The sequence below is a fragment of the Ochrobactrum sp. BTU2 genome, from assembly GCF_024539785.1.
GTDB classification, from domain to species: Bacteria; Pseudomonadota; Alphaproteobacteria; order Rhizobiales; family Rhizobiaceae; genus Brucella; species Brucella anthropi.
The window spans coordinates 551,728-576,015 of sequence record NZ_JAHWRG010000002.1 but is presented as its reverse complement, the minus strand read 5'-3'; the positions used below and the strand labels follow the sequence as shown (position 1 = coordinate 576,015).

Genomic DNA, 24,288 nt, shown 5'->3' with positions numbered 1-24,288 from the left:
CTTTTGCTGGAAATGCTCTGAAACAAAAAGGCGCGGTCAACACCGCGCCTTTCTTTTGCTCAGGCCTCTATCGGGCTTTTAAAAGCCTTGAGCCGCAAGGCATTGCTCAGCACGAAGATGCTGGAGAAAGCCATGGCGCCTGCCGCCAGAACCGGTGACAACAACGTGCCAGTGAACGGATAGAGGACACCCGCCGCGACAGGGATCAGCGCGACGTTATAGGCAAAGGCCCAGAACAGGTTTTCGCTGATATTACGGATCGTCGCCTTCGATATGGCAATGGCATTGACCACGCCGCGAAGATCGCCCGACATCAACACCACATCTGCGCTTTCGATCGCAATATCCGTGCCGGTGCCAATCGCAATACCGACATCGGCAGCAGCCAGTGCAGGCGCATCGTTGATACCGTCACCGACAAAGGCAATCCGCTTGCCACCTGCCGAAAGCCGCTTCAACGCTTCGACCTTGCCGTCCGGCAGCACTTCCGCAACGACTTCATCGATGCCGAGACGTTTTGCGATGGCTTCCGCCGTGCGGCGGTTATCGCCGGTGATCATGGCGACCTTCAGCCCCTGCTCGTGCAGGGCAGCAATCGCCGCTGGCGTGGTTTCCTTCATCGGGTCGGCAACAGTCAGGATTGCTGCCAGCTTACCATCGACAGCTGCATAGAGCGGAGACTGCCCCTCATCGCCGAGACGCTTCGCATCATTGGCAAAGACAGCAACGTCATGACCAAGCTTTGCCATGTAACGATCAGCGCCGATGGCAATCTCATGGCCGGACACATGAGCCTTCAGGCCAAAACCGGGTACGGCTTCGAAAGCCGATACATCCGCAAGCTTCAATCCCTTCTCTTTCGCTGCTTCCACAATCGCGTCGGCAATCGGGTGTTCGGAACGTGCCTCCACAGCCGCGACAAGCGCCAGAAGTTCGTCCTTCTCAAAGCCTTCGACGGTCGCGAAATGAGCCAAAGCGGGCTTTCCCTGTGTCAGCGTACCGGTCTTGTCGACGGCGATAACGGAAGCATCGCGCAAGGTCTGCAATGCGTCACCGCGGCGAAACAGGACGCCGAACTCGGCTGCGCGGCCAGTGCCAACCATAATGGAGGTCGGCGTGGCCAAGCCCATGGCACACGGGCAGGCGATGATGAGAACCGCAATGGCGTTCACCAGCGCGTAACCCAGCATGCCCGTGCCGCCGATCACAAGCCACAATGCAAAAGTCAAAGCGGCAGCCGCCATCACAGCGGGTACGAACCAGCCGGTCACCTTGTCGACCTTTGCCTGAATTGGCAGCTTGTCGGCCTGAGCGTCCTCGACCATGCGGATGATCTGCGAGATCACCATATCGCGGCCAACCTTGGTGGCACGGAAGGTGAAAGCGCCGGTTTTGTTGATCGTGCCGCCGACCACTTCCGCGCCCTTTTCCTTGGCAACAGGCACAGGCTCGCCGGTAATCATCGATTCATCCACATAGGACGAACCTTCGATCACCTCGCCGTCGACCGGCACTTTCTCGCCGGGGCGGACTTGCACGACGTCACCAGCGCGAACATCTTCCAGCGGCACATCGATCGTCTCGCCATTACGCACCACACGCGCCGATTTCGCCTGCAGGCCAACCAGCCGGCTGATAGCCGCACTGGTGCGTCCCTTGGCACGCGCCTCCAGATAACGCCCGATCAGGATCAATGTGACGATGACGGCGGCAGCCTCGAAATAAACATTCACCGTGCCTTCCGGCAGCACGCCGGGAAGGAAAGTCGCGACCACCGAATAGCCCCATGCGGCAAGCGTGCCAACCACAACCAGCGAATTCATGTCAGGCGTGCCGCGCAACAGCGCCGGAATGCCTTTCTTGAAAAAGCGTAATCCCGGACCGAACAGAACCAGCGTGGTGAGCACAAGCTGCAGATACCAGCTGTTCTGCATGCCGATCCTGTCCATGACGAACATATGAACTGCAGGGATCAGATGCGAACCCATTTCCATAACGAAAACAGGCAAGGTCAAAACGGCAGAGAGAATGACGCTTTTCTTCAGTTCTGCCGCTTCAGCATCCCGCTTCTCGGACTGGGTTTCCTGCTTGACGTCGCTCTGCGCGTCATCCAGCGAACGCGCCTCATAACCTGCCTGTTCAACCGCCTTGATGAGTTCGGAGGGCTGTACCGGCCCGGCCAGTTCCACATGGGCACGTTCAGTTGCGAGATTAACACTGGCGCGTGTTACGCCCGGCACAGCATTCAGCGCCTTTTCAACCTTGCTGACGCAGGAAGCACAAGTCATGCCTTCAATAGCGAGATCGATGCTCCCTGCCGGGACATCATAACCCGCCTTGCGAATGGCATCGATCACCGACGGCAAATCCGGTTCACCCTTGAAAGTCACGTCGGCGCGTTCCGTTGCAAGATTGACGGAAACCTTGTCGACGCCCGGAACTTTGGACACGGCTTTTTCAACGGATGACACGCAAGACGCGCAACTCATCCCTTCGACGGGCACTGGAAAACTGATGGTTTCGTGATTAACAGGCTTGTTCATGGCAATCCCTTTCATCGCCCGGAAAGGGCATAATTCGAGAGTTGCTCCCTAGATAGGCCTTCCCACCGTTGGAAGGTCAAGCCCTTTTTAAGGCGAGGTTCGATTTGGACTTTTTGTTTGGTGTTATGGCTTTTCGAGCGCCGCTCAATAACAAGTGGGCGATGCCCTAAATCGGCAATCTGTTGTGTGCTGCAGGCATTTCCAGACCGACATTGCTGCGATTCTGGATAAAGGAATGCACGTCTCCGGCAGGCATTGGCCGCCCGGTCAGGAAACCCTGCACTTCGCCAAAACGCTCGGTCTTCAAACGTTCCAACTGTTGTGCGGTTTCCACGCCCTCGGCCGTCGTGACAATATTGAAGCCAGCACCGAGCGTTGCCACAGCCTGAATGATGGCCAGATCGCGCGTATCGACTTCGATCCCTGAAACGAAACTGCGATCAATCTTGATCTTATCAAATGGGAATGATCGCAAATAGCTCAAAGAGGAATAGCCGGTCCCGAAATCATCCATCGCGATACGAACACCCAATCGGCGAAGTTCGAACAGCAACTCGATATTGTTCTTGCTGTTCGACAGGAAGACCGACTCCGTGATTTCAAGCTCAAGCCTGTCGGGTGAAAGACGCGCTGCTTCCAACGCATCCGTGACGGAATGCAAGAGCGTGGTCTGACTGAACTGGACCGGTGAAAGATTGACCGAGACTTTTATGTCCTCCGGCCAGAGCACAGCTTCCCGACATGCAGTCCTTAAAACCCAGTCGCCGATCGGTCCGATGAGCCCGGTTTCTTCTGCCAGTGGAATGAATTCCGCCGGTGAAACCATACCGCGATCAGGATGACGCCAGCGGATCAGCGCTTCAAAGCCGGAAATCTTGCCGCTCTCAAGATTGAAAATCGGTTGATAATGCAGTTCAAACTGTTCATCCAGCAGAGCCTGACGAAGTTCGCCGGTCATGACATAACGCTTCTCCGCCGCCAGGCGCAGGGAGTGCTGATAGAACCGGAATGTACGGCGTCCACCTGATTTTGAAGCATAAAGCGCGAGATCGGCATTGCGCATCAGCACGTCGGGGTTGTCTCCATGCAATGGCGCCTGGGCGATGCCCATGCTGCAGGCGACGAATTCTGAATTGCGCACCAGTTCGAACGGATCCTGAAAAGCAGAAAGGATACGGTCAGCGAACATTGCAATTTGTGCCAGTGTCCCGCTCCGGTAGACAATGGCAAATTCGTCGCCTCCCAGCCGGGCAATGAATTCATCCGAAGTCGTGATCTGCTTCAGTCGACGCGCCACTTCCTGCAAAAGCTGGTCGCCAGCCTGATGCCCTATATTGTCGTTGATGTTCTTGAAATGATCGATATCAAGGTAGAACAAGGCAAAAGGCTCGGAATCCCCGCCCTTTTTCAACAAACTCTCTACATGGTGAGCAAAATAGGCGCGGTTCGGCAAGCCTGTCAGACTGTCATGCATGGCAATATGTGCCATGCGTTCCTCAATCTCACGCCGTTCGGTTATATCCTCAACAAGCCCGATCAAATAGCGGGGCTCGTTGCCTTCGACCGGTGGGATCGAACATTTTATGATCCGCATCGTTCGCGACGTTCCGTCCTTGCGCTCGATCTTGCGTTCGACGTTCAACACGCCCCGACGCCGCATCGCCGTGCGATCTTGCTGGATGATGACGGTTGCCTCGCGTTCAGGGAAAAGATCGAGGTCGGTCGAACCGATGGCTTCGTCTACCGGCTGTCCGCTCGCCGCTGATGCGGCCTGATTGTAGAGCACATACCGACCGTCATCGTGCATATCCTTGACGAAGACACCAAGCGGCAGATTGTTGACGAGGCTGTCCAGCAAGGTTTGGGCGTGGTTTGCCTGACGATTGGCTTCTGCCAACTCTGTCCTGTCCTGAACAATGGCGAGAATCGCTTCCTTGCCGTCAAACAGCACCTGACGTCCGTAAGTCAGAACGTCAATGATTTCACCATTCGCGCGCAGATGCTGCCAGCGCTCCGGTCGTTCAAGGTCGCTGCGATCACGAATGGCAGCCAGCATTCGATCCCGTTCTGTCTGGGGTCGAATATCGAGCACTGTCATGCCCGGAATTTCATCAGCAGTGTATCCATAGAGCCGATAGGCAGCGTCATTCATCACGATGAAATGCAGCGTCTCCGGGTCATAAACCCACATCGGTGTCGGATGGGTTGTGAAAAGGATGCGGAAGTCCTGCTCGGACGTGCGCGCCATCGTGCCTTCCGTCGAAGCTGAAGCGCCCCTCCGCTTCCTCATCGTAAATCCCTCATCCAACTGATCCTACTGGATAATCTCGATCCACCCTAAAAGTGGACCGTCAAGTTTCATGGCACCATGAGTAACACGCGGAAGATGCACCCCGAACATAGATTAAAGCCGAGAATTTTAATAAACCATATACAAATTGAGGGTCGATTTAAGGATTTTCTTTAAAACTGCATTTTTCCATCGCTTGACCGGCTTCAACTTCCAGCCTATGCCTAAAGACGCAAAATTCGTTGGGGTGCCTTCGAAGCAATATCAGGAAAAGTGCCAAGCGGTTTTCCGTCCGATGTTGCGACACAAAAGGCTGAGAGACGCTGATCGCGTTAACCCATTGAACCTGATCCGGGTAATACCTGCGTAGGGAACGGAGTTTGACGCGTCGCAGCCGAGGGTTTCCCTCATCGGAGTTCAAGCTCCAAACAGGTTCATGACGTCTCATTTTTCCGTTCGGAATGAGAGACGTGATGATGGACCAAAAAAACAGTTTCTCCCGAACCACATCAAACGGCAGTGCGGCATTCGTGCCCATATGCGTGACTATTGCCGGTTCCGATAGTGGTGGCGGAGCTGGCATTCAGGCCGACCTCAAGACATTCTCGGCGCTCGGCGTCTATGGTGCGAGCGTCATTGCCGCTGTCACCGTGCAGAACACCTGCACGGTGAGCGCGGTGCACGACATCCCGCCCGCCATCGTCGCAGGGCAGATCGATGCCGTCTTCAGCGATCTCGATGTAGCGGCGGTGAAGATCGGCATGGTTTCCGTGCCCGAAACCATCGAGGCCATTGCGCGGGGCCTTGCGCATTTCTCCGGCCCTGTCGTACTCGACCCGGTGATGGTTGCAAAATCCGGCGACCGGCTTTTGAGCGAAAACGCCATTGCGCTTTTGCGCCAGAAACTGGTTCCGCTGGCCACGCTGCTGACGCCCAACCGGCCTGAAGCGGCCTGCCTGCTCGACAGCGATCTGGCTCGCGACGATGTAGACGCCGAAGAACAGGGGCGTGCCTTGCTCGAACTCGGCGCGAAAGCTGTTTTGATGAAGGGCGGCCATGCGGAAGGCGAAATCTGCGTCGACCTGCTGGTTCGCCGCGATCAGCCCACGTTGCGTGTCGAGGCGACGCGTATCCGGACCGGTAACACCCATGGCACGGGCTGCACGCTCTCCTCAGCCATTGCTGCAGAGCTTGCCAAGAACCTGCCGCTCGAAAAAGCAGTCATTGCAGCCCATGCCTATCTGCAAGGGGCAATCCGCGCCGCCGATGCGTTGAAGATCGGACAAGGCCATGGGCCTGTTCATCACTTCCATAATCTCTGGAAAGTCCACTCAGAGGAGGCAATGTGATGCGCGTCACCATCATCGGAGCAGGTGTCGCCGGTCTAGTGTGCGCGGCAGAATTTCACGATCAGGGACATGCAGTCACTGTCATTGCCAAAAGCACTGAGATCGGTTCCGACAGCTGCTCATGGTTTGCAGGCGGAATGCTGGCACCATGGTGCGAAGGCGAGAGCGCGGAAGAGCCGGTCGTTCGTTTGGGACAGGAAGCGATCGGCTGGTGGGAGCGGCACGTTTCGACAGTCCATCGCAAGGGTACGCTTGTGCTCTCGCACACACGCGATGCGACCGAACTGCGCCGCTTCGCCCGCCGGACGGAAGCATTTGACACCATTGATCAAGACCAGATCAATGCGCTGGAACCAGACCTTGCCGACCGTTTTCGGCAGGGACTTTTCTTCGCGGCAGAAGGCCATCTCAACCCGCGCCAGACACTGATCGAGCTCGCCGAAAAACTGCAGAAGAAAGGCGTGGTCTTTCATCTGGGGCAGGATGTGAAAGACGTCAAAGTCGAGGCCGACATTACCGTCGATGCACGTGGTCTTGCAGCGCGTGATCAGTTGCAGGACCTGCGCGGCGTCAAGGGCGAGATGCTGGTTGTGCGCTCGCGCGATATCAATCTCAAGCGACCCATACGCCTCCTGCATCCGCGGATTCCGCTCTACATCGTGCCACGCGGCGACGGCGTGCACATGATCGGCGCAACGATGATCGAAAGCGATGAGCGGGGTGGCATCAGCGTGCGCTCGACGCTGGAACTCTTGAGCGCCGCTTATGCCTTGCATCCGGCCTTCGGCGAGGCGGAAATCCTCGAAACCGGCGTCGATGCGCGCCCGGCCTTTCCCGACAATCTGCCCCGCGTAAGACGGCGGGGCAAAACCGTCTATGTCAACGGGCTTTACCGCCACGGCTTCCTGCTTTCGCCGGCGATAGCGCGCATGGCGGTTGCGAGCGCGACCATGCCGGAGGATGCGCCAGAGCCCAAACCAGAATTTGTGGAGGACTATGCATGACGATCGTGCTGAACGGTGAGGTCATCACCACGGCAGCCGCCAATCTGGCGGCGCTGCTCGCCGAAATCGAACTGGATGAAGCGGTTGTTGCAACCGCGCTGAACGGCGAATTCGTGGCCAGCGACGAGCGCGCAGCCGCGACTCTGTCGGCTGGCGACCGCATCGAAGTTCTGGCCCCGATGCAGGGAGGCTGAGATGCTGGAATTCTACGGACAAAAATTTGAAAGCCGCCTGCTGCTCGGCACGGCGCAATATCCATCGCCGGCCATATTAGCCGATGCGGTGCGCGCTTCGCAAAGCGATATCGTCACCGTCTCGCTGCGGCGCGAAAGTGGCGAGGCCCGCGCCGGACAGGATTTCTGGGCGCTGATCCGGGAGCTGGGCGTGGCCGTTCTGCCCAACACGGCAGGCTGCCACACACCGCGCGAAGCGGTGACCACGGCAAAAATGGCGCGCGAAATCTTCGGCACCAACTGGATCAAGCTGGAGGTGATCGGTGATACCGACACATTGCAGCCAGACCCGTTCGGACTGGTCGAGGCAGCGCGTGCACTCTGCGACGACGGCTTCGAGGTCTTTCCCTATATGAATGACGATCTGGTCGTCGCGGAAAGGCTCATTGAAGCCGGTTGCAAGGTGCTGATGCCCTGGGGCGCGCCCATCGGCTCAGGCCGTGGCCTCAACAACCCTTATGCGCTGAAAACTATGCGGGCGCATTTCCCCGATATTCCATTGGTCGTCGATGCAGGCATCGGGGTGCCGTCCCATGCGGCGGCGGCGATGGAGTTGGGCTATGACGCCGTACTCATCAACACCGCCGTCGCCAAGGCTGGTGATCCCGTCGCCATGGCACGCGGTTTCGCGCTTGCAGTCGAAGCCGGGCGGCTTGCCTTTGAAGCCGACGCCATCGAGGCGCGTGACATGGCCGCGCCATCCACCCCTCTTCTCGGAAAGGCATTTTTGTGATGGCCCTCGATCCGTTCTACCCGATCTTCGACAGCGCAAAATGGCTGGAGCGCATGGTGCCGCTCGGCGTCAAGCTGGTGCAACTGCGCGTCAAGGATAAGAGCGAGCCGGAGCTGCGCAGTGAAATCCGTGCCGCACGGGAAATCTGCCTTGCACATAACTGCCAGCTGATCGTCAACGACTATTGGAAGCTCGCGCTGGAGGAAGGCTGCGACTTCATCCATCTCGGGCAGGAAGACCTCGACGATGCCGATCTCAGTGCCATTCGCGACGGTGGCTTGAAACTGGGTGTTTCAAGCCATGACGAGGCCGAACTGGACCGTGCCTTGTCGGTGAAGCCTGACTATATCGCACTCGGCCCCATCTATCCGACCATTTTGAAAAAGATGAAGTGGCACGAGCAGGGCCTGCCGCGCCTTGGACAATGGAAAGCGCGCATCGGCGACATTCCGCTGGTGGGCATCGGTGGCATGAGCGTTGAACGCGCGCCCGGTGTTTTCGAAGCAGGCGCCGATATCGTTTCCGTCGTCACCGACATCACCCTCAATGCCGACCCCGAAAGCCGCCTGCGCCAATGGATCGAAACCACGCGCGCTTATGCAGGCCATGCTCTGGAGCAGACCACATGAAAAAGACCGCCTTCGCCGCCCTGTTCGGCCTCGCCCTCACGGCTGCCACTTCGGCTCACGCTGACGACAAGCTGAAGCTCATTCTCGACTGGTATGTGAACCCCGATCACGGCCCCATCATCGTCGCCGACAAGCTTGGCTACTTCAAGGATGCCGGGTTGGATGTGGACATCGTCGCACCTGCTGACGCCTCGACGCCCACCAAGATGGTGGCGGCAGGACAGGCGGATCTCGCCATTTCCTATCAGCAGCAGGTGCATCTTCAGGTGCATGAAGGCCTGCCGCTTATCCGCGTCGGCACGTTGATCGACTCGCCGCTCAACTGCCTGATGACCAGAGACGATGGATCGGTGAATTCCATCGCCGATCTCAAGGGCAAGAAGATCGGCTATTCGGTCGCCGGAACCGAGGAAACATTGCTCGGCACCATTCTCGGCCAGCACGGCGTCAAACTCTCGGATGTCGAGCTCATCAATGTGAATTTCTCGCTCGCGCCATCGCTGATGTCGAAGCAGGTCGATGCGGTAATGGGTGCCTATCGCAATGTCGAACTGAACCAGATGGCTGTCGAAGGCGTGCCCGGAAAATGCTTCTTCGTCGAGGAAGAAGGCGTGCCGGTTTATGACGAGCTCGTCTATGTCGCAGCTTCCGACAAATTGGACGCGGCGGAAAAGGACAAGATCGCACGCTTCCTCTCGGCTACCGAGAAGGCCGCGCAGTATATCGTCAATCACCCGGAGAAGAGCTACGACGTCTTCGCATCCTATAGTTCCGAACTCAAGGACGAGCTGAACCAGCGCGCCTGGAAAGACACGGTCGCCCGTTTCTCCCGCTCGCCTGCAAGTCTCGATTACGGACGCTGGAGCCGCTACGAAACCTATCTCAAGGAAAACGGTCTCGTGCCTTCGGTCCTTCCGGTCGAAAAATTCGCCATCGACGTCAACGCGGAAGGGAGCAAGTCATGAGCCAGCCGCAACCGCATTATTCATCCGAACTGTTCACGCGCCTGCGCGCCGCGACGCTTGATGACTGGAAGCCCTACATCGATCATGAATTCGTGCGCGGATTGGGTGACGGCACGTTACCCAAGGCGGCCTTCCTGCATTATCTCCGTCAGGATTATGTCTATCTGCACCACTATGCCCGCGCCTTTGCGCTCGGCGTCGTCAAGGCCAACACACTGCAGGAAACACGGCTCTGCGCCCAAATCATGCATGGTCTGGCCGTCACGGAACTGCCGCTCCATGTCGGCATTTGTGCCCGCGAAGGGATCAGCGAGGACGAGCTTTACGCCACGCGGGAGGAGCCGGAAAACCTCGCTTATACGCGCTATGTGCTCGACTGCGGACAGGCGGGCGATTTCCTCGACCTGCTGACGGCGCTCGTGCCCTGCGCACACGGCTACGGCGAGATCGGCCTCAACCTTGCCGTGACCGCCCTGCCCGGTACGCCTTATCAAGAATGGATCGACACCTATGCGGGGCCTGACTATCAGGACATGTGCCACACGGTCGGCAAGCTGTTCGATCAAGCCGCAAAGGACCGCATCGGCGACGACTTTGAGAAAAGCCCGCGCTGGCCAAGGCTCTGCCAGATTTTCGCGACGGCAAGCAGGCTCGAAGCCGATTTCTGGTCTATGGGCTTGAAGGCCGGATAGTGAACGAAGCACTCCCGAACCGAAGTCGAAAAAAGCGTGCTGCCGACGGTTTACTGTCGGCAGCCATAGCGCTTGCCATCTGGCAGGCGGTGGTGAGCATCGGCCAGATGCCGCGCTTCATCCTGCCCGGCCCGCTGGATGTGGTGCGGTCACTGATCGGCAATGCCGGGCTGATTGCCGAAAACGCTGCCGCCACTATCGGCGAAGTTCTGGGCGGTCTGGCGCTCGGCTGCGCGGTTGGGATCGCAACCGCCATTTGCCTGATGATGTCACCGCTAGCACAGCGGCTCGTCATGCCCGCCATGGTGTTCAGTCAGGCGATCCCAATCTTCGCGCTCGCCCCCATTTTGACTTTGTGGCTTGGCTACGGTCCCGCATCGAAGATTGCAGTCACAGTGCTGATGATCTTCTTTCCCGTCGTTTCGACATTCTTCGACGGCATGCGGCGGACCGACAGCAGCCTTATCGACGCAGCGGAAATTCTCGGTGCCGGACGCATGGCGATCCTGTTTCGCATCCGCATCCCATCCGCCTTTCCTTCGCTGGCGTCGGGTCTGAGCCTCGCCGCAGTCTATGCGCCCATCGGCGCTGTAGTCGGCGAATGGGTGGGCGCATCGAAAGGTCTCGGCTATCTGATGCTGCTCGCCAATGGACGCGCCAAGGTGGATCTGATGTTCGCCTGCCTGTTCGTGCTGGCGGCATTCACCATGCTGCTGCACGGCACCGTGTCGCATTTCGCCCGCAAGCTTGCTGCCTGGCCTAAAAAAGCCGCATAAAAAAACCGGCGGTTTCCCGCCGGTTTTTTTGCATCCACTCACATTGCTATCAGGCCAGCGTATAGGCTGTCTTGACCGTCGTGTAGAACTCGGCGGCATAGCGGCCCTGCTCGCGCGGACCGTAGCTCGAACCCTTGCGCCCGCCGAATGGCACGTGGAAATCGACACCGGCGGTCGGCAGATTGACCATCACCATGCCCGCTTCCGAATTGCGTTTGAAATGCGTGGCGTATTTCAGGCTCGTCGTGCAGATGCCAGACGACAGGCCGAAGCTCGTATCGTTGGCGGTAGCAAGCGCTTCTTCATAATTCTTGACGCGGATGACCGAAGCGACCGGGCCAAAGATTTCCTCGCGGCTGATACGCATCTGGTTGGTGGCTTCGGTGAAAAGCGCAGGCTGGAGGTAGAAGCCCGGCGTTTCGCGGTTCAGACGTTCGCCGCCAAAAGCAAGCTTTGCGCCTTCCTTGCGGCCGATCTCGATATAATCCATGTCCTGCTGAAGCTGGCTTTCATCAACAACCGGGCCGATATGCGTGCCCTGCTTCAGGGCATTGTCGACCACAACGCTTTTCAGCTTTTCGATTGCAGCAGCGACAAACTTGTCATGGATACCTTCCGTCACGATGATACGCGACGACGCCGTGCAGCGCTGGCCGGTCGAGAAGAAGGACGAATTGACCACGGACTCGACAGCGACATCGAGATCGGCGTCATCCAGGACGACAACCGGGTTCTTACCGCCCATTTCGAGCTGGAAGCGGCGGTTGTGCTCGATGGATGCCGCCGCAACGCGCTTGCCCGTACCGGTCGAGCCGGTGAAGGTGACGGCCTGAACGTCCGCACTGTCCAGAATGGTCTGACCGACAACCGAACCCTTGCCCATGACGAGATTGAGAACGCCCTTTGGCAATCCCGCACGGTGCAGGATATCGACAATCGCCCACGAGCAGCCCGGCACGAGATCAGCCGGTTTGAACACAATCGTGTTGCCGTAGCAAAGTGCCGGCGCAATCTTCCAGGCCGGAATCGCGATCGGGAAATTCCATGGGGTAATGATGCCCACGACACCGATCGGCTCACGGGTGATTTCCACACCGATACCCGGACGTGCAGAAGGCAGAACTTCGCCAGCCAAACGCAGGGCTTCGCCTGCGAAGAAATCAAAAATCTGGCTGGCGCGAATGGTTTCGCCGATGCCTTCAGCCAGCGTCTTGCCTTCTTCGCGCGACAGGAGACGGCCAAGCTCGTCCTTGCGCGCCAGAATTTCATCGGCAGTTTTGCGCAGGATGGCGTGGCGTTCCAGAATGCCGGAACGCGACCAGGCCGGGAAAGCGGCTTTCGCGGCGGCAATGGCTGCCTTGGTGTCTTCGGCAGTTGCCCGCGCATAGGTCCCAACGACATCATTCGTATCCGAAGGATTGATGTTGGCGATCCCGTCGCCGCCGACCCATTCGCCCGCGATCAGATTTTGATGGACTGTCATGAACTCTCCCTGTGCGCCGCACGGCTCTGATATATCTCAGAACGACCCTTCACCCATGAGCGGCAGAATTGCAAGGCCGGAGCCGTCCTGTAACGGAAAAAGTGAAAATATCCGTTCAGCAAAGGGCTGAAAGCTGGATCAGCACTCCTTAAAACAAGGCTTGCAAATTTGTCACAGTCAAATGGTTGGATAGAAAATTCGTCATTTTGCGCCTTGGCAAAAATTTTTGCTCATTTATTGTGCACCCATCTGCAACACTGGCAAGAGGTATGAGATGCGTGTCTATTACCCATTCCCCATGGTGCCCAGTGTTTGCGCGGGCGCTTCCAAGCTTTAAGTCTTTGGCCCGCATTGCAGGCTGAGGCCTGAACGCCCTCCCTAAAAGGGCAGATTCCAAAACTTCCAAATTTGCCGCAGCCCTCACCGGCTGCTTGTTTTGTCTTCTTTAAAGGAACCAGAATCCGTTTAAACACGGCCTGGTATTATAGATATGACTCGGTTTCGCATAGATTTCCGGGGACCTGCCTTCCGCAATGTCCTCGGCTACACTTTCGGCCATTGGCGAAGTCAGCCCTTGCGGCTGACGCTGATGATAATCGGCATGCTGCTTGCAACAGCCGCAGATGTTCTGACACCACTCTATTCCGGTCGGTTGGTCGACGCATTGTCGCTTGGCGGCGACAGTGGATGGGATGCGGCCATCCACGCCCTGATCATCCTGCTTGCGCTGGGTGCGCTGGCGTTGATTACGCGTCAGCTGACCTTCTATGTCATCACGGACTTCACCTTGAAGATCATGAGCGACATGGCAGCAAGTTCGTTCCGTAAGCTGCAGCGGTTTTCGACAGACTGGCACGCCAACGCCTTTGCCGGATCGACCGTGCGCAAGGTCTCGCGTGCCATGTGGGCGCTCGACCTGCTCAACGATACGCTGATCGTGGCACTGTTGCCGTCAATCCTGATGCTGGTTGGTTCGGTGGTACTTCTATCGTGGTACTGGCCGCTGATGGGGTTGCTGGTTGCAATCGGTTCGGTGCTGTTCATCGTCTGCACGATCGTGATTTCGCTTGGCTTTGTTGCGCCTGCGGCAACGCTTGCCAATAGCTGGGACACGCGAATGGGCGGCGCTTTGGCCGATGCCATTTCGTGCAACGCCGTTGTCAAGGCATTTGGCGCGGAAAGCCGTGAAGATGCGCGTCTTGCAAAGGTCGTTTCCAAGTGGCGCGGTCGCACACGCCGCACATGGCTGATTGGTACGCTGAATGGATTCATTCAGGGCGCGAACCTGTTGGTGATGCGCGGCGTGGTCATCGCCTTTGCGCTCTATCTGTGGAGCCAGGGCAAGGCAACGGCGGGTGATATCACCTTCGTTCTGACAGCCTTCTTCATGTTGCAAGGCTATCTGCGCGACGTAGGAATGCATATCCGCAACCTGCAGCGTTCGGTCAACGACATGGAAGAACTGGTCGACATCGAGGCACAGCCTTACGGCATTGCCGACAAGCCAGGTGCACCGGCGATCAAGATTGGAAATGGCGAGATCACCTTCGATCACGTCACTTTCCACTATGGCAACCACGAAGCAGCCCTCTATCGCGACTTTTCGGTCAAGATCGAGGCAGGCGAACGGGTTGGTCTGGTCGGTCATTCGGGCTCGGGCAAGACGACATTCGTCAAGCTGATCCAGCGTCTCTACGATGTCAGTGGCGGTGCCATCAAGATTGACGGACAGAACATTGCCGAAGTCACACAGGCATCGCTCAGATCGCAGATCGCCATCGTGCAGCAGGAGCCAATCCTGTTTCACCGGACGCTGGCCGAGAACATCGCCTATGCCCGCCCCGGTGCGACACAGGCGGAAATCGAAGAGGCTGCACGCCTCGCAAGCGCGCATGACTTCATCAGCCGCCTGCCGAAAGGCTATGCAACGCTTGTCGGGGAACGGGGTGTGAAGCTTTCGGGCGGCGAGCGTCAGCGTGTGGCGATTGCCCGTGCCTTTCTGGCAGATGCACCAATCCTTATTCTGGATGAGGCCACATCGAGCCTCGATTCAGAATCGGAAGTGCTGATCCAGCAGGCAATGGAACGGCTGATGGTTGGTCGTACGACGCTTGTCATTGCGCACCGGCTTTCGACGGTTCGTGCGCTTGACCGGTTGCTGGTTTTCGACAAGGGCAAGATCCTTGAAGAAGGCGATCATGATGCGCTTATCCGCAAGCCGGGCGGTATCTATCGCCGCCTGTTCGAGCGGCAGGCGCTGGAACTGACCAAGGGACTGGAAGACGTCTTTTCGTAATCCAATCCGCTATAATGCCATGGACAGGGCCGGAATAGTTCCGGCCCTGTTTTCATTTTAGAGCATTCCCTGTTTTGATTGAATCATTAGAAATGCTCTATCTGTTTGTTTTTAAGCATGTCTTTATCCCGAAACCGGTTCCCACTTTCGGGAGACATGCTCCATTCATCATCCATTCAGATCACGGTGCGTATCACTCGCGGCCCAAGCGTGCCTTGACATTTCCATGACAGAAATGTGACAGGCTTTTTGTAGAAGTGCGGGAGTTAGTGAGTAAAACATGCCGGGTGTGATGGAAAATACCGCAGCGCGTCGCTGGAGCGATGCCGCGATTTTCGGGCCTGCCCGTATTGCCTGGCCGCTGCGCCTCGCCGCAATTGCGCTCGCTTCCATTGTACTTTCAACACTGCTGGTTTTCGCTGTCGAATGGATCGTGCGCGGCTCGTTCACCGACACGATGCAGTTCTTCCGCACACCGCATAAGCCTGCATGGACGACCGTTGCGCTCTTCGTCGTGGTCCTGACAGCAAGCGACGCTATTTTCGGACGCATTCACTATGGCTTCTTTGTTGTCGGCCCGCTGGCGCTTATTGCGGCCACAACTGCACGCGAAAAGAGCCTTTATCTCGGTGACCCGCTTTATCCGAGCGATTTTCTCTATGCCCGTCAGATCGTCGATCTTCTGCCGCTTCTGGTGCGTGACCGCCCGTGGAGTGCGGTCGGCATAGCCCTGCTTCTCATCGCTTCGGCAGCGGTGATGATCACCGTGACGCTGTTCTGGTGGCGGCGCTTTGATCCGATCCCATGGAAGGGTCGGATGCTGCGTATTGCCTTCGCGCTGCCCTTGCTCGCCTGGTTCGCAGTGATTTCCGACTATGCCAGTTTTTCGCTGGCGCGCGACCGTCTGCGCATCCTGCCGATCATGTGGGACCAGAAGGAAAACTACGCCCATAACGGCTTTACCATGGCCTTCATCCTGAATGTGCCAATGGCTACCGTCTTCGCTCCAGAAGGCTATTCTTCCGAAGCAATTGCCGCCATCGAACCGCCGGCGCAGTTGATCCCTGCTGCATTCGATACCAGCAAGCCTGACGTCATTATGGTGATGAGCGAATCCTTCTGGGATCCGACCCGCCTTCCGGGCGTGGCTTTCAGCGCCGACCCGATTCCCACAGTCCGGGCGGAACAATCCGGCCATGTCTTCTCGCCAGAATTCGGTGGCATGACTGCCAATGTCGAGTTCGAGGCTCTGACCGGTTTTTCCAAAGCCTTCCTGCCCTCCGGCAGTATCCCTTATCAGCAATATATCCGTCGCCCGCTTCCCTCGCTTGCAAGCTTTTTCAAGGATCAGGGTTATGCGACGCGCGCCATCCACCCCTATCGCCAATGGTTCTGGAACCGCGGCCCCGTCTATGAAAGCATGGGCTTTGACAAGTTCATGTCAGAAGAAAACATGCCACCGCTGGAAAAGCGCGGCTCATTGGCCTCCGACGCTGCTTTGACCGATGAAATCATCCGCGAAGCAGATTCCATGGATGCGCCGTTCTTCTTCTTTGCCGTCTCGCTTCAGGGACATGGCCCCTACGAAGCCAATCGTTACCCGGATTCCAAACTTGAGGTGCAGACTGACGCCAGCGAGCACACGCGCCAGTCGATCCGTTCCTATTCGCAAGGCGCCATGGATGCCGATGCGAGCCTTGCACGGTTGATGGAATGGGCGTCGAAGCGCGACCGCGAAACCATTCTCGTCTTCTTCGGTGACCATCTGCCACCACTCGGCCCCGTCTATGTCGAGACCGGGCTCATGGCAAACCGGGTCGCGAGCCGCACAGCGCCTGCCGCCGATATGATGCTGCAACACGAAACGCCGCTTGTTCTCTGGTCGAATAAACGTGGCGCCGAGCGGGGAACCGGTACGATCAGCCCTGCCTTCCTGCCCCTGCACATTCTGGATATGGCGGGTATGCAGCATCCCTATTACACAGGCTTCCTGCGTCAGTTGCATGAGCGCTACCAGGTCGTTGACAATCATGCGGTTTTCGACCGTTCGGAGAAAGTCGAGGAAGGCTGGCAACAGAGGCCGCCATTTCCTCCTCTCCTGCGTGACTATCAGATGCTGCAATATGACATGATCTTCGGCAGCAATTTCGCTCGCGAGCGGTTCTTCCCCTCGCGTCCAGCACAGAGTTAGACAGGCCTATACCGGCGCTTTTCCCGATGACTGGCGGATGATGAGTTTATACTCAATCCGCCGGGAGGCTGACAGGTGACCGGTTTCGATCTGGTTGAGAAGCATGTCCGCCGCATCGCGGGTCATCTCGAAAATTGGCTGGCGGACGGTGGTGATCTGCGGCGACACCATGCTGGCAATCGCGCTGTCATCGAAGCCAACCACCGTTAGCTGATCAGGTATCGCAATGTTGCGGTCATAGGCGACCTGCATGACGGCGGCGGCCATATCGTCGTTTGACGCAAACACAGCGGTGGGTGGCTCCTCAAGCGAAAGCAGCTTCTTTCCGGCAGCGAGACCGCTCGCAAAACTGAAGCCACCCTGTACCTCATAATCGGGATTGCGCTTGATCCCCGCCTCTTCCAGTGCGCGGCGATAGCCCGCGAGGCGCAGCTCTGCCGAGCGATGGGTTGGATCGCCAATCACGATCGCAATCCGGCGATGGCCGAGTTTCAGAAGATACTCCATCAGATCGACGCCAGCCGCTTCGTCATCGATCGTGACGCTATCGGTCGGGTGCACGTTCGCGTCGCCTGCGACACGGGCAAATGGCATTGCGGAAGCCGTCAGTTCGGCCAGAATTTCAGGATCGTCCGACATGGGGGGCGTCACGATGATGCCGTCGAGACCGGAAGCGTGGGCTGTTTCGATCAGCGCACCACGGATGTCTTCGCGATTTTCGACGGGGAAGATCAGCAGCCGGTATCGCGTGTCGCGCAGCCGTTCCAGTGCGCCCATCTGCAGTTCGGTGACATAGCTGGCGCTGGGGTTCTCGAAGAAAAGTCCGATCAGGTGAGAACGCCGTTCAACAAGGTTGCGCGCTGCAGCATTGGGACGGTAACGGAGCTCACTCCCCGCCTGCCTGACTTTTTCGCGAATGGCTTCGCGCACATTCGGTTCGTCATTGTAGACGCGTGAAACTGTCTTGATCGACACACCGGCAAGGCGTGCCACATCATGAATGGTTGCTCGTTTTCCTGCTGCGGCCATGTTGGATCGTCTCCCTCCCTCTCCGATCTAACTAACCGCTTCGCCACAAAACGAAAAGAGAAATCAGGGAACCGAACAGACCCGCGAACGCGTCAGAAACCGAACTTCGCGCCCATTGTCGAGGGAGAACATGCCTCCGCGCCCCGGAACGACATCGATGATGAGTTCGGTATGCTTCCAGACGTCATATTGCGGGCCGCTGATATAGACCGGAGCGTCACCGATTTCGCCCAGTTTTACATCCGTATCGCCGACAATAAATTCTCCTTGTGGATAGCACATCGGTGATGACCCGTCACAACAACCACCCGACTGGTGGAACATGATCGGCCCATATTCGGCCTGCAATTCACGGATGAGGTCAAGCGCTGCCGCCGTGGCGCTAACCTGACCCTTGCCGTCGCCGGGAGCTACCTCAACCATATCCTCCTCCATGATACGAAAGGGCGGAAATTCACCGCCCTCTCTTAATATTAGCCCAACTTGCCTATTGAGTCAGGTCCACGACTACGCGACCTTCAATATTGCCTTGGCGCATATCATCGAAGATGGAGTTGATATCTTCGAGCTTCTCCGTGCGGATGGTAGCGCGGACCTTGCCGTCGCCAGCAAAATCCAGCGACTCCTGCAGATCGAGCCGCGTACCGACGATTGAGCCGCGCACGGTGACGCCGTTCAGCACCATGTTGAATATTGAGAGCGGGAAGTCACCGGGTGGCAGACCGTTTAGAGATACAGTCCCACCACGCGATACCATGCCCAAGGCCTGTTCGAATGCGATCGGCGAAACAGCCGTAACCAGCACGCCTTGCGCACCGCCATCGGTTTCTTTTTTGATATAGGCCGCCGGATCATTATGCGTTTTGGCATTGACGGTAATCGTCGCGCCAAGTTTCCGCGCCAGATCAAGCTTTCTGTCGTCGATGTCGACAGCGGCAACGTTAAGCCCCATTGCCTTGGCATATTGCACCGCCATATGACCGAGGCCACCAACACCGGAAATCACAACCCAGTCACCGGGCTTGGTGTCGGTTACCTTGAGGCCCTTGTAAACCGTTACGCCAGCACAGAGAACCGGCGCGATTTCGTTGAAATCAATGTTCTTCGGCAAGTGACCAACGAAATTCGGATCGGCAACGACATATTCGGCAAAGCCGCCATTGACCGAATAGCCTGTATTAAGCTGCTCTTCGCAGAGTGTTTCCCAGCCGCCCAGGCAATGACGACAGTGGCCACATGCGGTATAAAGCCATGGAACGCCGACGCGGTCGCCTTCCTTAACGTGTTTGACACCGCTACCGACAGCCGAAACATAACCGACGCCTTCATGCCCCGGAATGAATGGCGGGTTGGGCTTTACCGGCCAGTCGCCTTCGGCTGCATGCAGATCGGTATGGCAAACGCCGGACGCATGGATGGCAACCTGTATCTGTCCCGGTCCGGGCTCGGGTATTGGCACTTCGTCGATTGTCAGTGGCTTTCCGAATGCGCGCACCACAGCGGCTTTCATTGTCTTTGCCATGAAGTTTCTCCTTCGTTGTCGAACTGAGCTGGCTTCCTGGGGGAGGGAAGAAATGAATGTCGAAAACTGAATGCTTTCCGGAGGCACTAGAAGAAGGTCGCCCGGGCGTTTCCGCCCAGGCCCCCTTGGGAGGGGTATTGGAAACCGTTATGCTCGACGCAATACTGGCATGAGGAACGGTTCCATCCCTTGATTGAGCGCAATACGAAGATGTTTTCTCCGTATTGCAGTTCCGGGGTCAGCTTCGGCTAGAAGAAACCCAGTTTCTTCGGGCTGTAGCTCACCAGCATGTTCTTGGTGTTCTGATAGTGATCCAACATTTTGAGGTGGTTTTCGCGACCGATACCCGATTGCTTGTAACCGCCAAATGCCGCATGTGCCGGATAGGCATGGTAGCAATTGGTCCACACACGACCGGCCTGAATGGCACGCCCGAAGCGATAGGCACGCGTGCCATCACGCGTCCATATACCGGCACCCAGACCGTAAAGCGTATCGTTGGCAATCGATAGCGCTTCCGCATCGTCCTTGAAGGTTGCAACAGACACGACCGGTCCAAAGATTTCCTCCTGGAAAATGCGCATCTTGTTAGTGCCCTTGAATACGGTTGGCTTGACGTAATAACCGCCAGCCAGATCGCCCGGCAGAATATTGCGCTCGCCACCTGCCAGCACTTCAGCACCTTCTTGGCGGCCGATATCAAGATAGCTCAGGATTTTTTCCAGCTGCTCACTGGAAGCCTGTGCACCGATCATCGTGGCAGGATCGAGTGGATCGCCCTGCACGATTGCATTCACGCGCTTGAGCGCCTTTTCCATGAACTTGTCGTAAATCGATTCATGGATGAGCGCGCGACTTGGGCACGTGCAAACTTCGCCCTGATTGAGTGCGAACATCACAAAGCCTTCGATGGCCTTGTCGAGGAAATCGTCGTCTTCCGCTGCGACATCCTTGAAGAAGATATTCGGCGACTTGCCGCCGAGTTCCAGTGTAACCGGGATGAGGTTCTGGCTGGCATATTGCATGATCAATCGACCCGTCGTCGTTTCGCCGGTGAAGGCGATCTTGGCGATGCGCGGGCTCGACGCGAGCGGTTTGCCTGCCTCAAGACCAAAACCATTGACGACATTGATCACACCGGGGGGCAAAAGATCGCCGATCAGATCCATGAGCACGAGGATCGATGCCGGTGTCTGTTCAGCCGGTTTCAGGACGACGCAGTTGCCCGCCGCAAGTGCCGGAGCGAGCTTCCATGTCGCCATGAGAAGCGGAAAATTCCACGGAATGATCTGCCCGACAACGCCGAGTGGTTCATGGAAATGATAAGCGACCGTGTCGTGGTCGATTTCGGAAATGCTGCCTTCCTGAGCGCGGATCACACCGGCGAAATAGCGGAAATGGTCGATGGCCAGAGGAAGATCGGCAGCGGTGGTTTCGCGGATTGGCTTGCCGTTGTCCCAGGTTTCGGCGGCAGCGAGCGCAGGCAGGTTTTCCTCAATCCGGTCAGCAATGCGATTGAGGATGAGCGCGCGTTCAGCCGCGCTCGTCTTGCCCCAGGCATCCTTGGCGGCATGCGCTGCATCAAGAGCCGCTTCGACATCAGCGGCATCCGAGCGGGCTACTTCGCAAAGCACCTGACCATTGACCGGTGAAGTGTTCTCGAAATAGCGGCCCGACTTGGGCTCGACCCATTTGCCCCCGATGAAGTTTCCGTAGCGTTTTGCGAAAGCCGGCTTCACGGTCCGGCTGAATTCAACCTTGTTCATGACATTCCTCCCAAAACCACGCTGCTCCTACAGCGTTTCATGAGTGAGGATCGCGCGGCAGCACGAAAGAGTCATCCCGCGCATTCAAGCTCGCAAGGTTATGTGTCGCAATATTGAGACAGTTGGGCCCGCTTATTGGTGATTAGTGCGGACGAATGATCTTCAGGCGATTGAGCTTGCGATGAAGCGTGGCGCGACTGATGCCCAAAAGGCCGGCTGCGGCCGAAATATTCCCTTCTGCGCGCGCAAGAGCGCGCAGAATAACGCTGCGCTCTGACTCTGCCATATCTTCACGAGGGTCAGCATGCCAGCCGAGAAGATCGGCTGCAGGCAACGGAACTGCAATAGCGGCATCGTCAAGCCCCATTGCCAGACGCGCCGCACGTGTGGCGCCGATGACCAGATCATCCTTGTCGACCGCGATCAGTGCTCCGCCGGTTCTGTCGGGGCTTGGCGCCAGCATGATACGAGCCTCGGGAAAAGCCTGACGGAAATTTTCAGCCTCGATGCGCCGTGCAGCATCGATCACAGCGACAGATATAAGCTGCGCAAAAGCCTCCGTCAGATCGGCGCGGCACGAGGAAACATCAAGCGCTGCCATCAAACGCCCTTGATGATCATGGATCGGGGCGACCGTACAGGAAAGCCCGATATTACGGGTATGAAAATGCTGGTCGCGATGAATTGTCAGCGGGCGCTGTTCAACAATGCAGGTGCCGATCCCGTTCGTGCCTTCGCTCTGTTCGCTCCAGACAGCACCGGTCCAAAGCCCCCAGCGATAGAATGTATCATCATCGCCCGGCGCACCACGACGTTCAACGGGAACGCCCTCGCTGTCAGCCAGAAGCACGCAACAACCCACACCACCGACGGCCAGATAAAGGCGATCCATACTGGCTTGCGCTATGCTGACAAGACGTTCGATACGTTGATGAGCGGTTCTGAATTCACCATCGGAAAGGGTGCGCACCGACCCCAATTCGGCAGGATCAAGCCCGTGCAGTTCCGACGAGCGTCGCCATGAGGCGACCAGAGCAGATCGCGCTGCCCCTCCCGCTGTCATGATCGCGGATTGAATCAGATCGGCATGTGTTCGGTCTTGCGGTGTGCCCATCTTTTCCTCCCAGGAAGGCTGGAACCCGCTGTCTGGGAGGATAATGACCGCTCAAAACACAACTGGCAAGTGCGGCTACAGATTGAGAGGGCTTAGGCGACGCGAGCAGGCTTCAGATATTCCTCAAGCGAGGAAACATCCGCCGCATTCAGGCGAAGACCAAGTTTCGTACGCCGCCACAAAATATCCTCGGCGCTCACCGCCCATTCATTCTCAAGCAGATACCGCACTTCGGCTTCATAAAGATCGGCACCGAAATGCTGTCCAAGGTCGGCAAGTGAAGTGGCTTCCCCAAGCAGAACACGAATACGCGTTCCATATTGCCGGAACAGGCGCCGCGCATGAGCAGGCGTCAGGAAAGGATATGCAACTTTCACCTTCTGCAGCTCACGCTCGAACTCGACATCCACGAAATCACCACCGGGTAACGGAGCAGCATGGGTCCACGGCGCACCTTTTTGCCCCAGCCTATGCTCGATCTTCTCCAGCATATGTTCGGCAAGTCGCCGCGCAGTGGTCAGCTTGCCGCCAAAAACGTTGATCAGAGGTGCAAGCCCATCGGGTGCGTCTTCTTTCAGGACATAATCGCGCGTTGCTTCCTGCGCCTTGCTTGCACCGTCATCATAAAGCGGGCGCACACCGGAATAGGTCCAGACGATATCCGCGCGTCTGACCGGCTCCTTGAAATATTCGCTGGCTGCCGCGCAGAGATAGTCGGTCTCACCATCGGTGATCGCAACCTTGGCCGGGTCCCCCTGATAGTCCTGATCGGTTGTGCCAATCAGGGTGAACTCATCCTCGTAGGGGATGGCGAATATGATACGCCCGTCATTGTTCTGGAAGAAATAGGAACGGGGATCGGAGAATTTCTTGCGCACCACAATATGGCTGCCCTGAACAAGCCGGACATTGTGAAGCTGTCGATCTCCTTCGACATCCTGCAGAACCTTGTCTGCCCAGGGACCAGCAGCATTGACCAGCAGACGAGCCCGAACTTCCTCGCGCTCATGTGTACCGGTATCTTCGAGCGTGATGGTCCAGTATTCCCTGTCACGGCGCGCCGCCACGACCTTGGTTCGGGTTTGGATTATCGCTCCGCGATCCGCTGCATCACGGGCAGTTAAGGCAACGAAACGCGCGTCATCCACCCAACAGTCCGAATATTCGAATGCCTTGGTAAAAAGCGGTTTCAAGGGCTGCGCAGCCGGGTCCGAGCGCATATCAAGCGTACGCGTGGCGGGGAGCTTTTTACGCCCGCCCAGATGGTCGTAGAGGAACAGCCCGAGCCTCAACAGCCATGCAGGGCGCATTCCGCCCTTATGATAAGGCAGCACAAAGCGCATCGGATGAATGATGTGGGGTGCATTGGCCCACAACACCTCGCGCTCCATCAGCGCCTCGCGCACCAGACGAAATTCATAGTGCTCCAGATAGCGCAATCCACCATGAATGAGTTTGGTTGCCCGCGATGAGGTGCCACTTGCCAGATCGTTCATCTCGGCAAGGCCAACTGAAAATCCCCGACCAACCGCATCACGTGCGATACCGCAGCCGTTGATGCCACCGCCGATTACAAAAATATCAAATAGTTTCTCTTGCGCCATGGCGAACCCCGAAGACCACTCTCCGAAAACCAAAGCGAATATAAATCATTTCATACGAAAGCAAATCGA

Annotated in this window: 19 protein-coding genes and 1 riboswitch; of the genes, 10 read left to right on the top strand and 9 right to left on the bottom strand. The window is 57.3% G+C overall.

The features are described 5' to 3' along the window. Positions 1–59: 59 nt before the first annotated feature. Both KWJ32_RS07365 and KWJ32_RS07360 read right to left on the bottom strand, forming a co-directional pair. The gene (locus KWJ32_RS07365) at positions 60–2,543 is read right to left on the bottom strand and encodes a heavy metal translocating P-type ATPase (RefSeq protein WP_040130011.1); all 2,484 of its coding nucleotides are present in this window, start codon (positions 2,541–2,543) and stop codon (positions 60–62) included. A 166-nt stretch (positions 2,544–2,709) separates the two neighbouring features. Further along, on the bottom strand, positions 2,710–4,833 hold the full coding sequence (locus tag KWJ32_RS07360; protein WP_011982471.1) for a bifunctional diguanylate cyclase/phosphodiesterase: 2,124 nt from the start codon (positions 4,831–4,833) through the stop codon (positions 2,710–2,712). Between the two features lie 233 nt (positions 4,834–5,066). Then, a riboswitch (TPP riboswitch) is annotated at positions 5,067–5,223 on the top strand. An 86-nt stretch (positions 5,224–5,309) separates the two neighbouring features. Here KWJ32_RS07360 and thiD point away from each other — a divergent pair. Genes thiD through KWJ32_RS07320 form a run of 8 tightly spaced genes read left to right on the top strand, consistent with a single transcriptional unit; the run spans position 5,310 to position 11,214 of the window. After that, the gene (thiD, locus tag KWJ32_RS07355) at positions 5,310–6,182 is read left to right on the top strand and encodes a bifunctional hydroxymethylpyrimidine kinase/phosphomethylpyrimidine kinase (protein ID WP_041545269.1); all 873 of its coding nucleotides are present in this window, start codon (positions 5,310–5,312) and stop codon (positions 6,180–6,182) included. Further along, positions 6,182–7,186 (top strand): glycine oxidase ThiO, encoded by a 1,005-nt coding sequence (thiO, locus tag KWJ32_RS07350; RefSeq protein ID WP_011982469.1) that lies wholly within the window; start codon positions 6,182–6,184, stop codon positions 7,184–7,186. Before thiD ends, thiO begins: the two co-directional genes overlap by 1 nt. Further along, positions 7,183–7,380, top strand: coding sequence for a sulfur carrier protein ThiS (gene thiS, locus KWJ32_RS07345; protein ID WP_010658054.1), 198 nt, complete (start codon positions 7,183–7,185; stop codon positions 7,378–7,380). The genes thiO and thiS overlap by 4 nt, the downstream gene beginning before the upstream one ends. A 1-nt stretch (position 7,381) precedes the next feature. Beyond that, the gene (locus KWJ32_RS07340; protein WP_011982468.1) at positions 7,382–8,152 is read left to right on the top strand and encodes a thiazole synthase; all 771 of its coding nucleotides are present in this window, start codon (positions 7,382–7,384) and stop codon (positions 8,150–8,152) included. Next, complete coding sequence (locus KWJ32_RS07335) at positions 8,149–8,781, top strand: thiamine phosphate synthase (RefSeq protein WP_172488789.1); 633 nt, start codon at positions 8,149–8,151, stop codon at positions 8,779–8,781. The genes KWJ32_RS07340 and KWJ32_RS07335 overlap by 4 nt, the downstream gene beginning before the upstream one ends. Further along, positions 8,778–9,746, top strand: coding sequence for an ABC transporter substrate-binding protein (locus tag KWJ32_RS07330; RefSeq protein ID WP_011982466.1), 969 nt, complete (start codon positions 8,778–8,780; stop codon positions 9,744–9,746). Before KWJ32_RS07335 ends, KWJ32_RS07330 begins: the two co-directional genes overlap by 4 nt. After that, positions 9,743–10,438 (top strand): thiaminase II, encoded by a 696-nt coding sequence (gene tenA, locus KWJ32_RS07325; RefSeq protein WP_011982465.1) that lies wholly within the window; start codon positions 9,743–9,745, stop codon positions 10,436–10,438. Before KWJ32_RS07330 ends, tenA begins: the two co-directional genes overlap by 4 nt. Next, positions 10,438–11,214, top strand: coding sequence for an ABC transporter permease (locus tag KWJ32_RS07320; protein ID WP_011982464.1), 777 nt, complete (start codon positions 10,438–10,440; stop codon positions 11,212–11,214). The genes tenA and KWJ32_RS07320 overlap by 1 nt, the downstream gene beginning before the upstream one ends. A gap of 49 nt (positions 11,215–11,263) precedes the next feature. Here the strand turns inward: KWJ32_RS07320 and KWJ32_RS07315 are convergent, their stop codons facing one another. Further along, positions 11,264–12,697, bottom strand: a complete 1,434-nt coding sequence (locus KWJ32_RS07315; RefSeq protein WP_010658048.1) for an aldehyde dehydrogenase family protein — start codon at positions 12,695–12,697, stop codon at positions 11,264–11,266. Positions 12,698–13,187: 490 nt separating this feature from the next. On the opposite strand from KWJ32_RS07315, the gene KWJ32_RS07310 reads away from it, so the two are divergent. Together KWJ32_RS07310 and KWJ32_RS07305 are read left to right on the top strand one after the other, a co-directional pair. Next, complete coding sequence (locus KWJ32_RS07310) at positions 13,188–14,993, top strand: ABC transporter ATP-binding protein (protein WP_011982463.1); 1,806 nt, start codon at positions 13,188–13,190, stop codon at positions 14,991–14,993. Positions 14,994–15,285: 292 nt separating this feature from the next. Beyond that, positions 15,286–17,184: an LTA synthase family protein gene (locus KWJ32_RS07305; protein WP_231771271.1), complete on the top strand. Its 1,899-nt coding sequence runs from the start codon at positions 15,286–15,288 to the stop codon at positions 17,182–17,184. A gap of 6 nt (positions 17,185–17,190) precedes the next feature. Here KWJ32_RS07305 and KWJ32_RS07300 read toward each other — a convergent pair whose 3' ends face one another. From KWJ32_RS07300 to glpD, 6 genes are all read right to left on the bottom strand, one after another. Further along, positions 17,191–18,213 carry a LacI family DNA-binding transcriptional regulator gene (locus KWJ32_RS07300; RefSeq protein ID WP_011982461.1) on the bottom strand — a complete coding sequence of 341 codons (1,023 nt, stop codon included), beginning with the start codon at positions 18,211–18,213 and terminating at the stop codon, positions 17,191–17,193. Positions 18,214–18,276: 63 nt separating this feature from the next. Continuing rightward, positions 18,277–18,636 (bottom strand): DUF779 domain-containing protein, encoded by a 360-nt coding sequence (locus tag KWJ32_RS07295; protein ID WP_011982460.1) that lies wholly within the window; start codon positions 18,634–18,636, stop codon positions 18,277–18,279. Positions 18,637–18,700: 64 nt separating this feature from the next. Further along, complete coding sequence (adhP, locus tag KWJ32_RS07290) at positions 18,701–19,735, bottom strand: alcohol dehydrogenase AdhP (protein ID WP_011982459.1); 1,035 nt, start codon at positions 19,733–19,735, stop codon at positions 18,701–18,703. A 248-nt stretch (positions 19,736–19,983) separates the two neighbouring features. After that, on the bottom strand, positions 19,984–21,501 hold the full coding sequence (gene adh, locus KWJ32_RS07285) for an aldehyde dehydrogenase (protein WP_011982458.1): 1,518 nt from the start codon (positions 21,499–21,501) through the stop codon (positions 19,984–19,986). Positions 21,502–21,643: 142 nt separating this feature from the next. Continuing rightward, positions 21,644–22,615, bottom strand: coding sequence for a GAF domain-containing protein (locus tag KWJ32_RS07280; RefSeq protein WP_010658041.1), 972 nt, complete (start codon positions 22,613–22,615; stop codon positions 21,644–21,646). A 92-nt stretch (positions 22,616–22,707) separates the two neighbouring features. Further along, complete coding sequence (gene glpD, locus KWJ32_RS07275) at positions 22,708–24,219, bottom strand: glycerol-3-phosphate dehydrogenase (protein WP_011982457.1); 1,512 nt, start codon at positions 24,217–24,219, stop codon at positions 22,708–22,710. Positions 24,220–24,288 lie beyond the last annotated feature (69 nt).

Excerpts from the sequence above, each read along its gene's own strand:
- KWJ32_RS07300 (WP_011982461.1), bottom strand. The coding sequence starts at position 18,213 with ATGGCCGCAGCAGGAAAACGAGCAACCATTCATGATGTGGCACGCCTT.
- KWJ32_RS07305 (WP_231771271.1), top strand. The coding sequence starts at position 15,286 with ATGGAAAATACCGCAGCGCGTCGCTGGAGCGATGCCGCGATTTTCGGG.
- adhP (WP_011982459.1), bottom strand. The coding sequence starts at position 19,735 with ATGGCAAAGACAATGAAAGCCGCTGTGGTGCGCGCATTCGGAAAGCCA.
- thiS (WP_010658054.1), top strand. The coding sequence starts at position 7,183 with ATGACGATCGTGCTGAACGGTGAGGTCATCACCACGGCAGCCGCCAAT.
- adh (WP_011982458.1), bottom strand. The coding sequence starts at position 21,501 with ATGAACAAGGTTGAATTCAGCCGGACCGTGAAGCCGGCTTTCGCAAAA.
- KWJ32_RS07295 (WP_011982460.1), bottom strand. The coding sequence starts at position 18,636 with ATGGTTGAGGTAGCTCCCGGCGACGGCAAGGGTCAGGTTAGCGCCACG.
- glpD (WP_011982457.1), bottom strand. The coding sequence starts at position 24,219 with ATGGCGCAAGAGAAACTATTTGATATTTTTGTAATCGGCGGTGGCATC.
- KWJ32_RS07360 (WP_011982471.1), bottom strand. The coding sequence starts at position 4,833 with ATGAGGAAGCGGAGGGGCGCTTCAGCTTCGACGGAAGGCACGATGGCG.
- KWJ32_RS07280 (WP_010658041.1), bottom strand. The coding sequence starts at position 22,615 with ATGGGCACACCGCAAGACCGAACACATGCCGATCTGATTCAATCCGCG.
- thiO (WP_011982469.1), top strand. The coding sequence starts at position 6,182 with ATGCGCGTCACCATCATCGGAGCAGGTGTCGCCGGTCTAGTGTGCGCG.
- KWJ32_RS07340 (WP_011982468.1), top strand. The coding sequence starts at position 7,382 with ATGCTGGAATTCTACGGACAAAAATTTGAAAGCCGCCTGCTGCTCGGC.
- KWJ32_RS07310 (WP_011982463.1), top strand. The coding sequence starts at position 13,188 with ATGACTCGGTTTCGCATAGATTTCCGGGGACCTGCCTTCCGCAATGTC.
- KWJ32_RS07330 (WP_011982466.1), top strand. The coding sequence starts at position 8,778 with ATGAAAAAGACCGCCTTCGCCGCCCTGTTCGGCCTCGCCCTCACGGCT.
- KWJ32_RS07315 (WP_010658048.1), bottom strand. The coding sequence starts at position 12,697 with ATGACAGTCCATCAAAATCTGATCGCGGGCGAATGGGTCGGCGGCGAC.
- thiD (WP_041545269.1), top strand. The coding sequence starts at position 5,310 with ATGGACCAAAAAAACAGTTTCTCCCGAACCACATCAAACGGCAGTGCG.
- KWJ32_RS07365 (WP_040130011.1), bottom strand. The coding sequence starts at position 2,543 with ATGAACAAGCCTGTTAATCACGAAACCATCAGTTTTCCAGTGCCCGTC.
- tenA (WP_011982465.1), top strand. The coding sequence starts at position 9,743 with ATGAGCCAGCCGCAACCGCATTATTCATCCGAACTGTTCACGCGCCTG.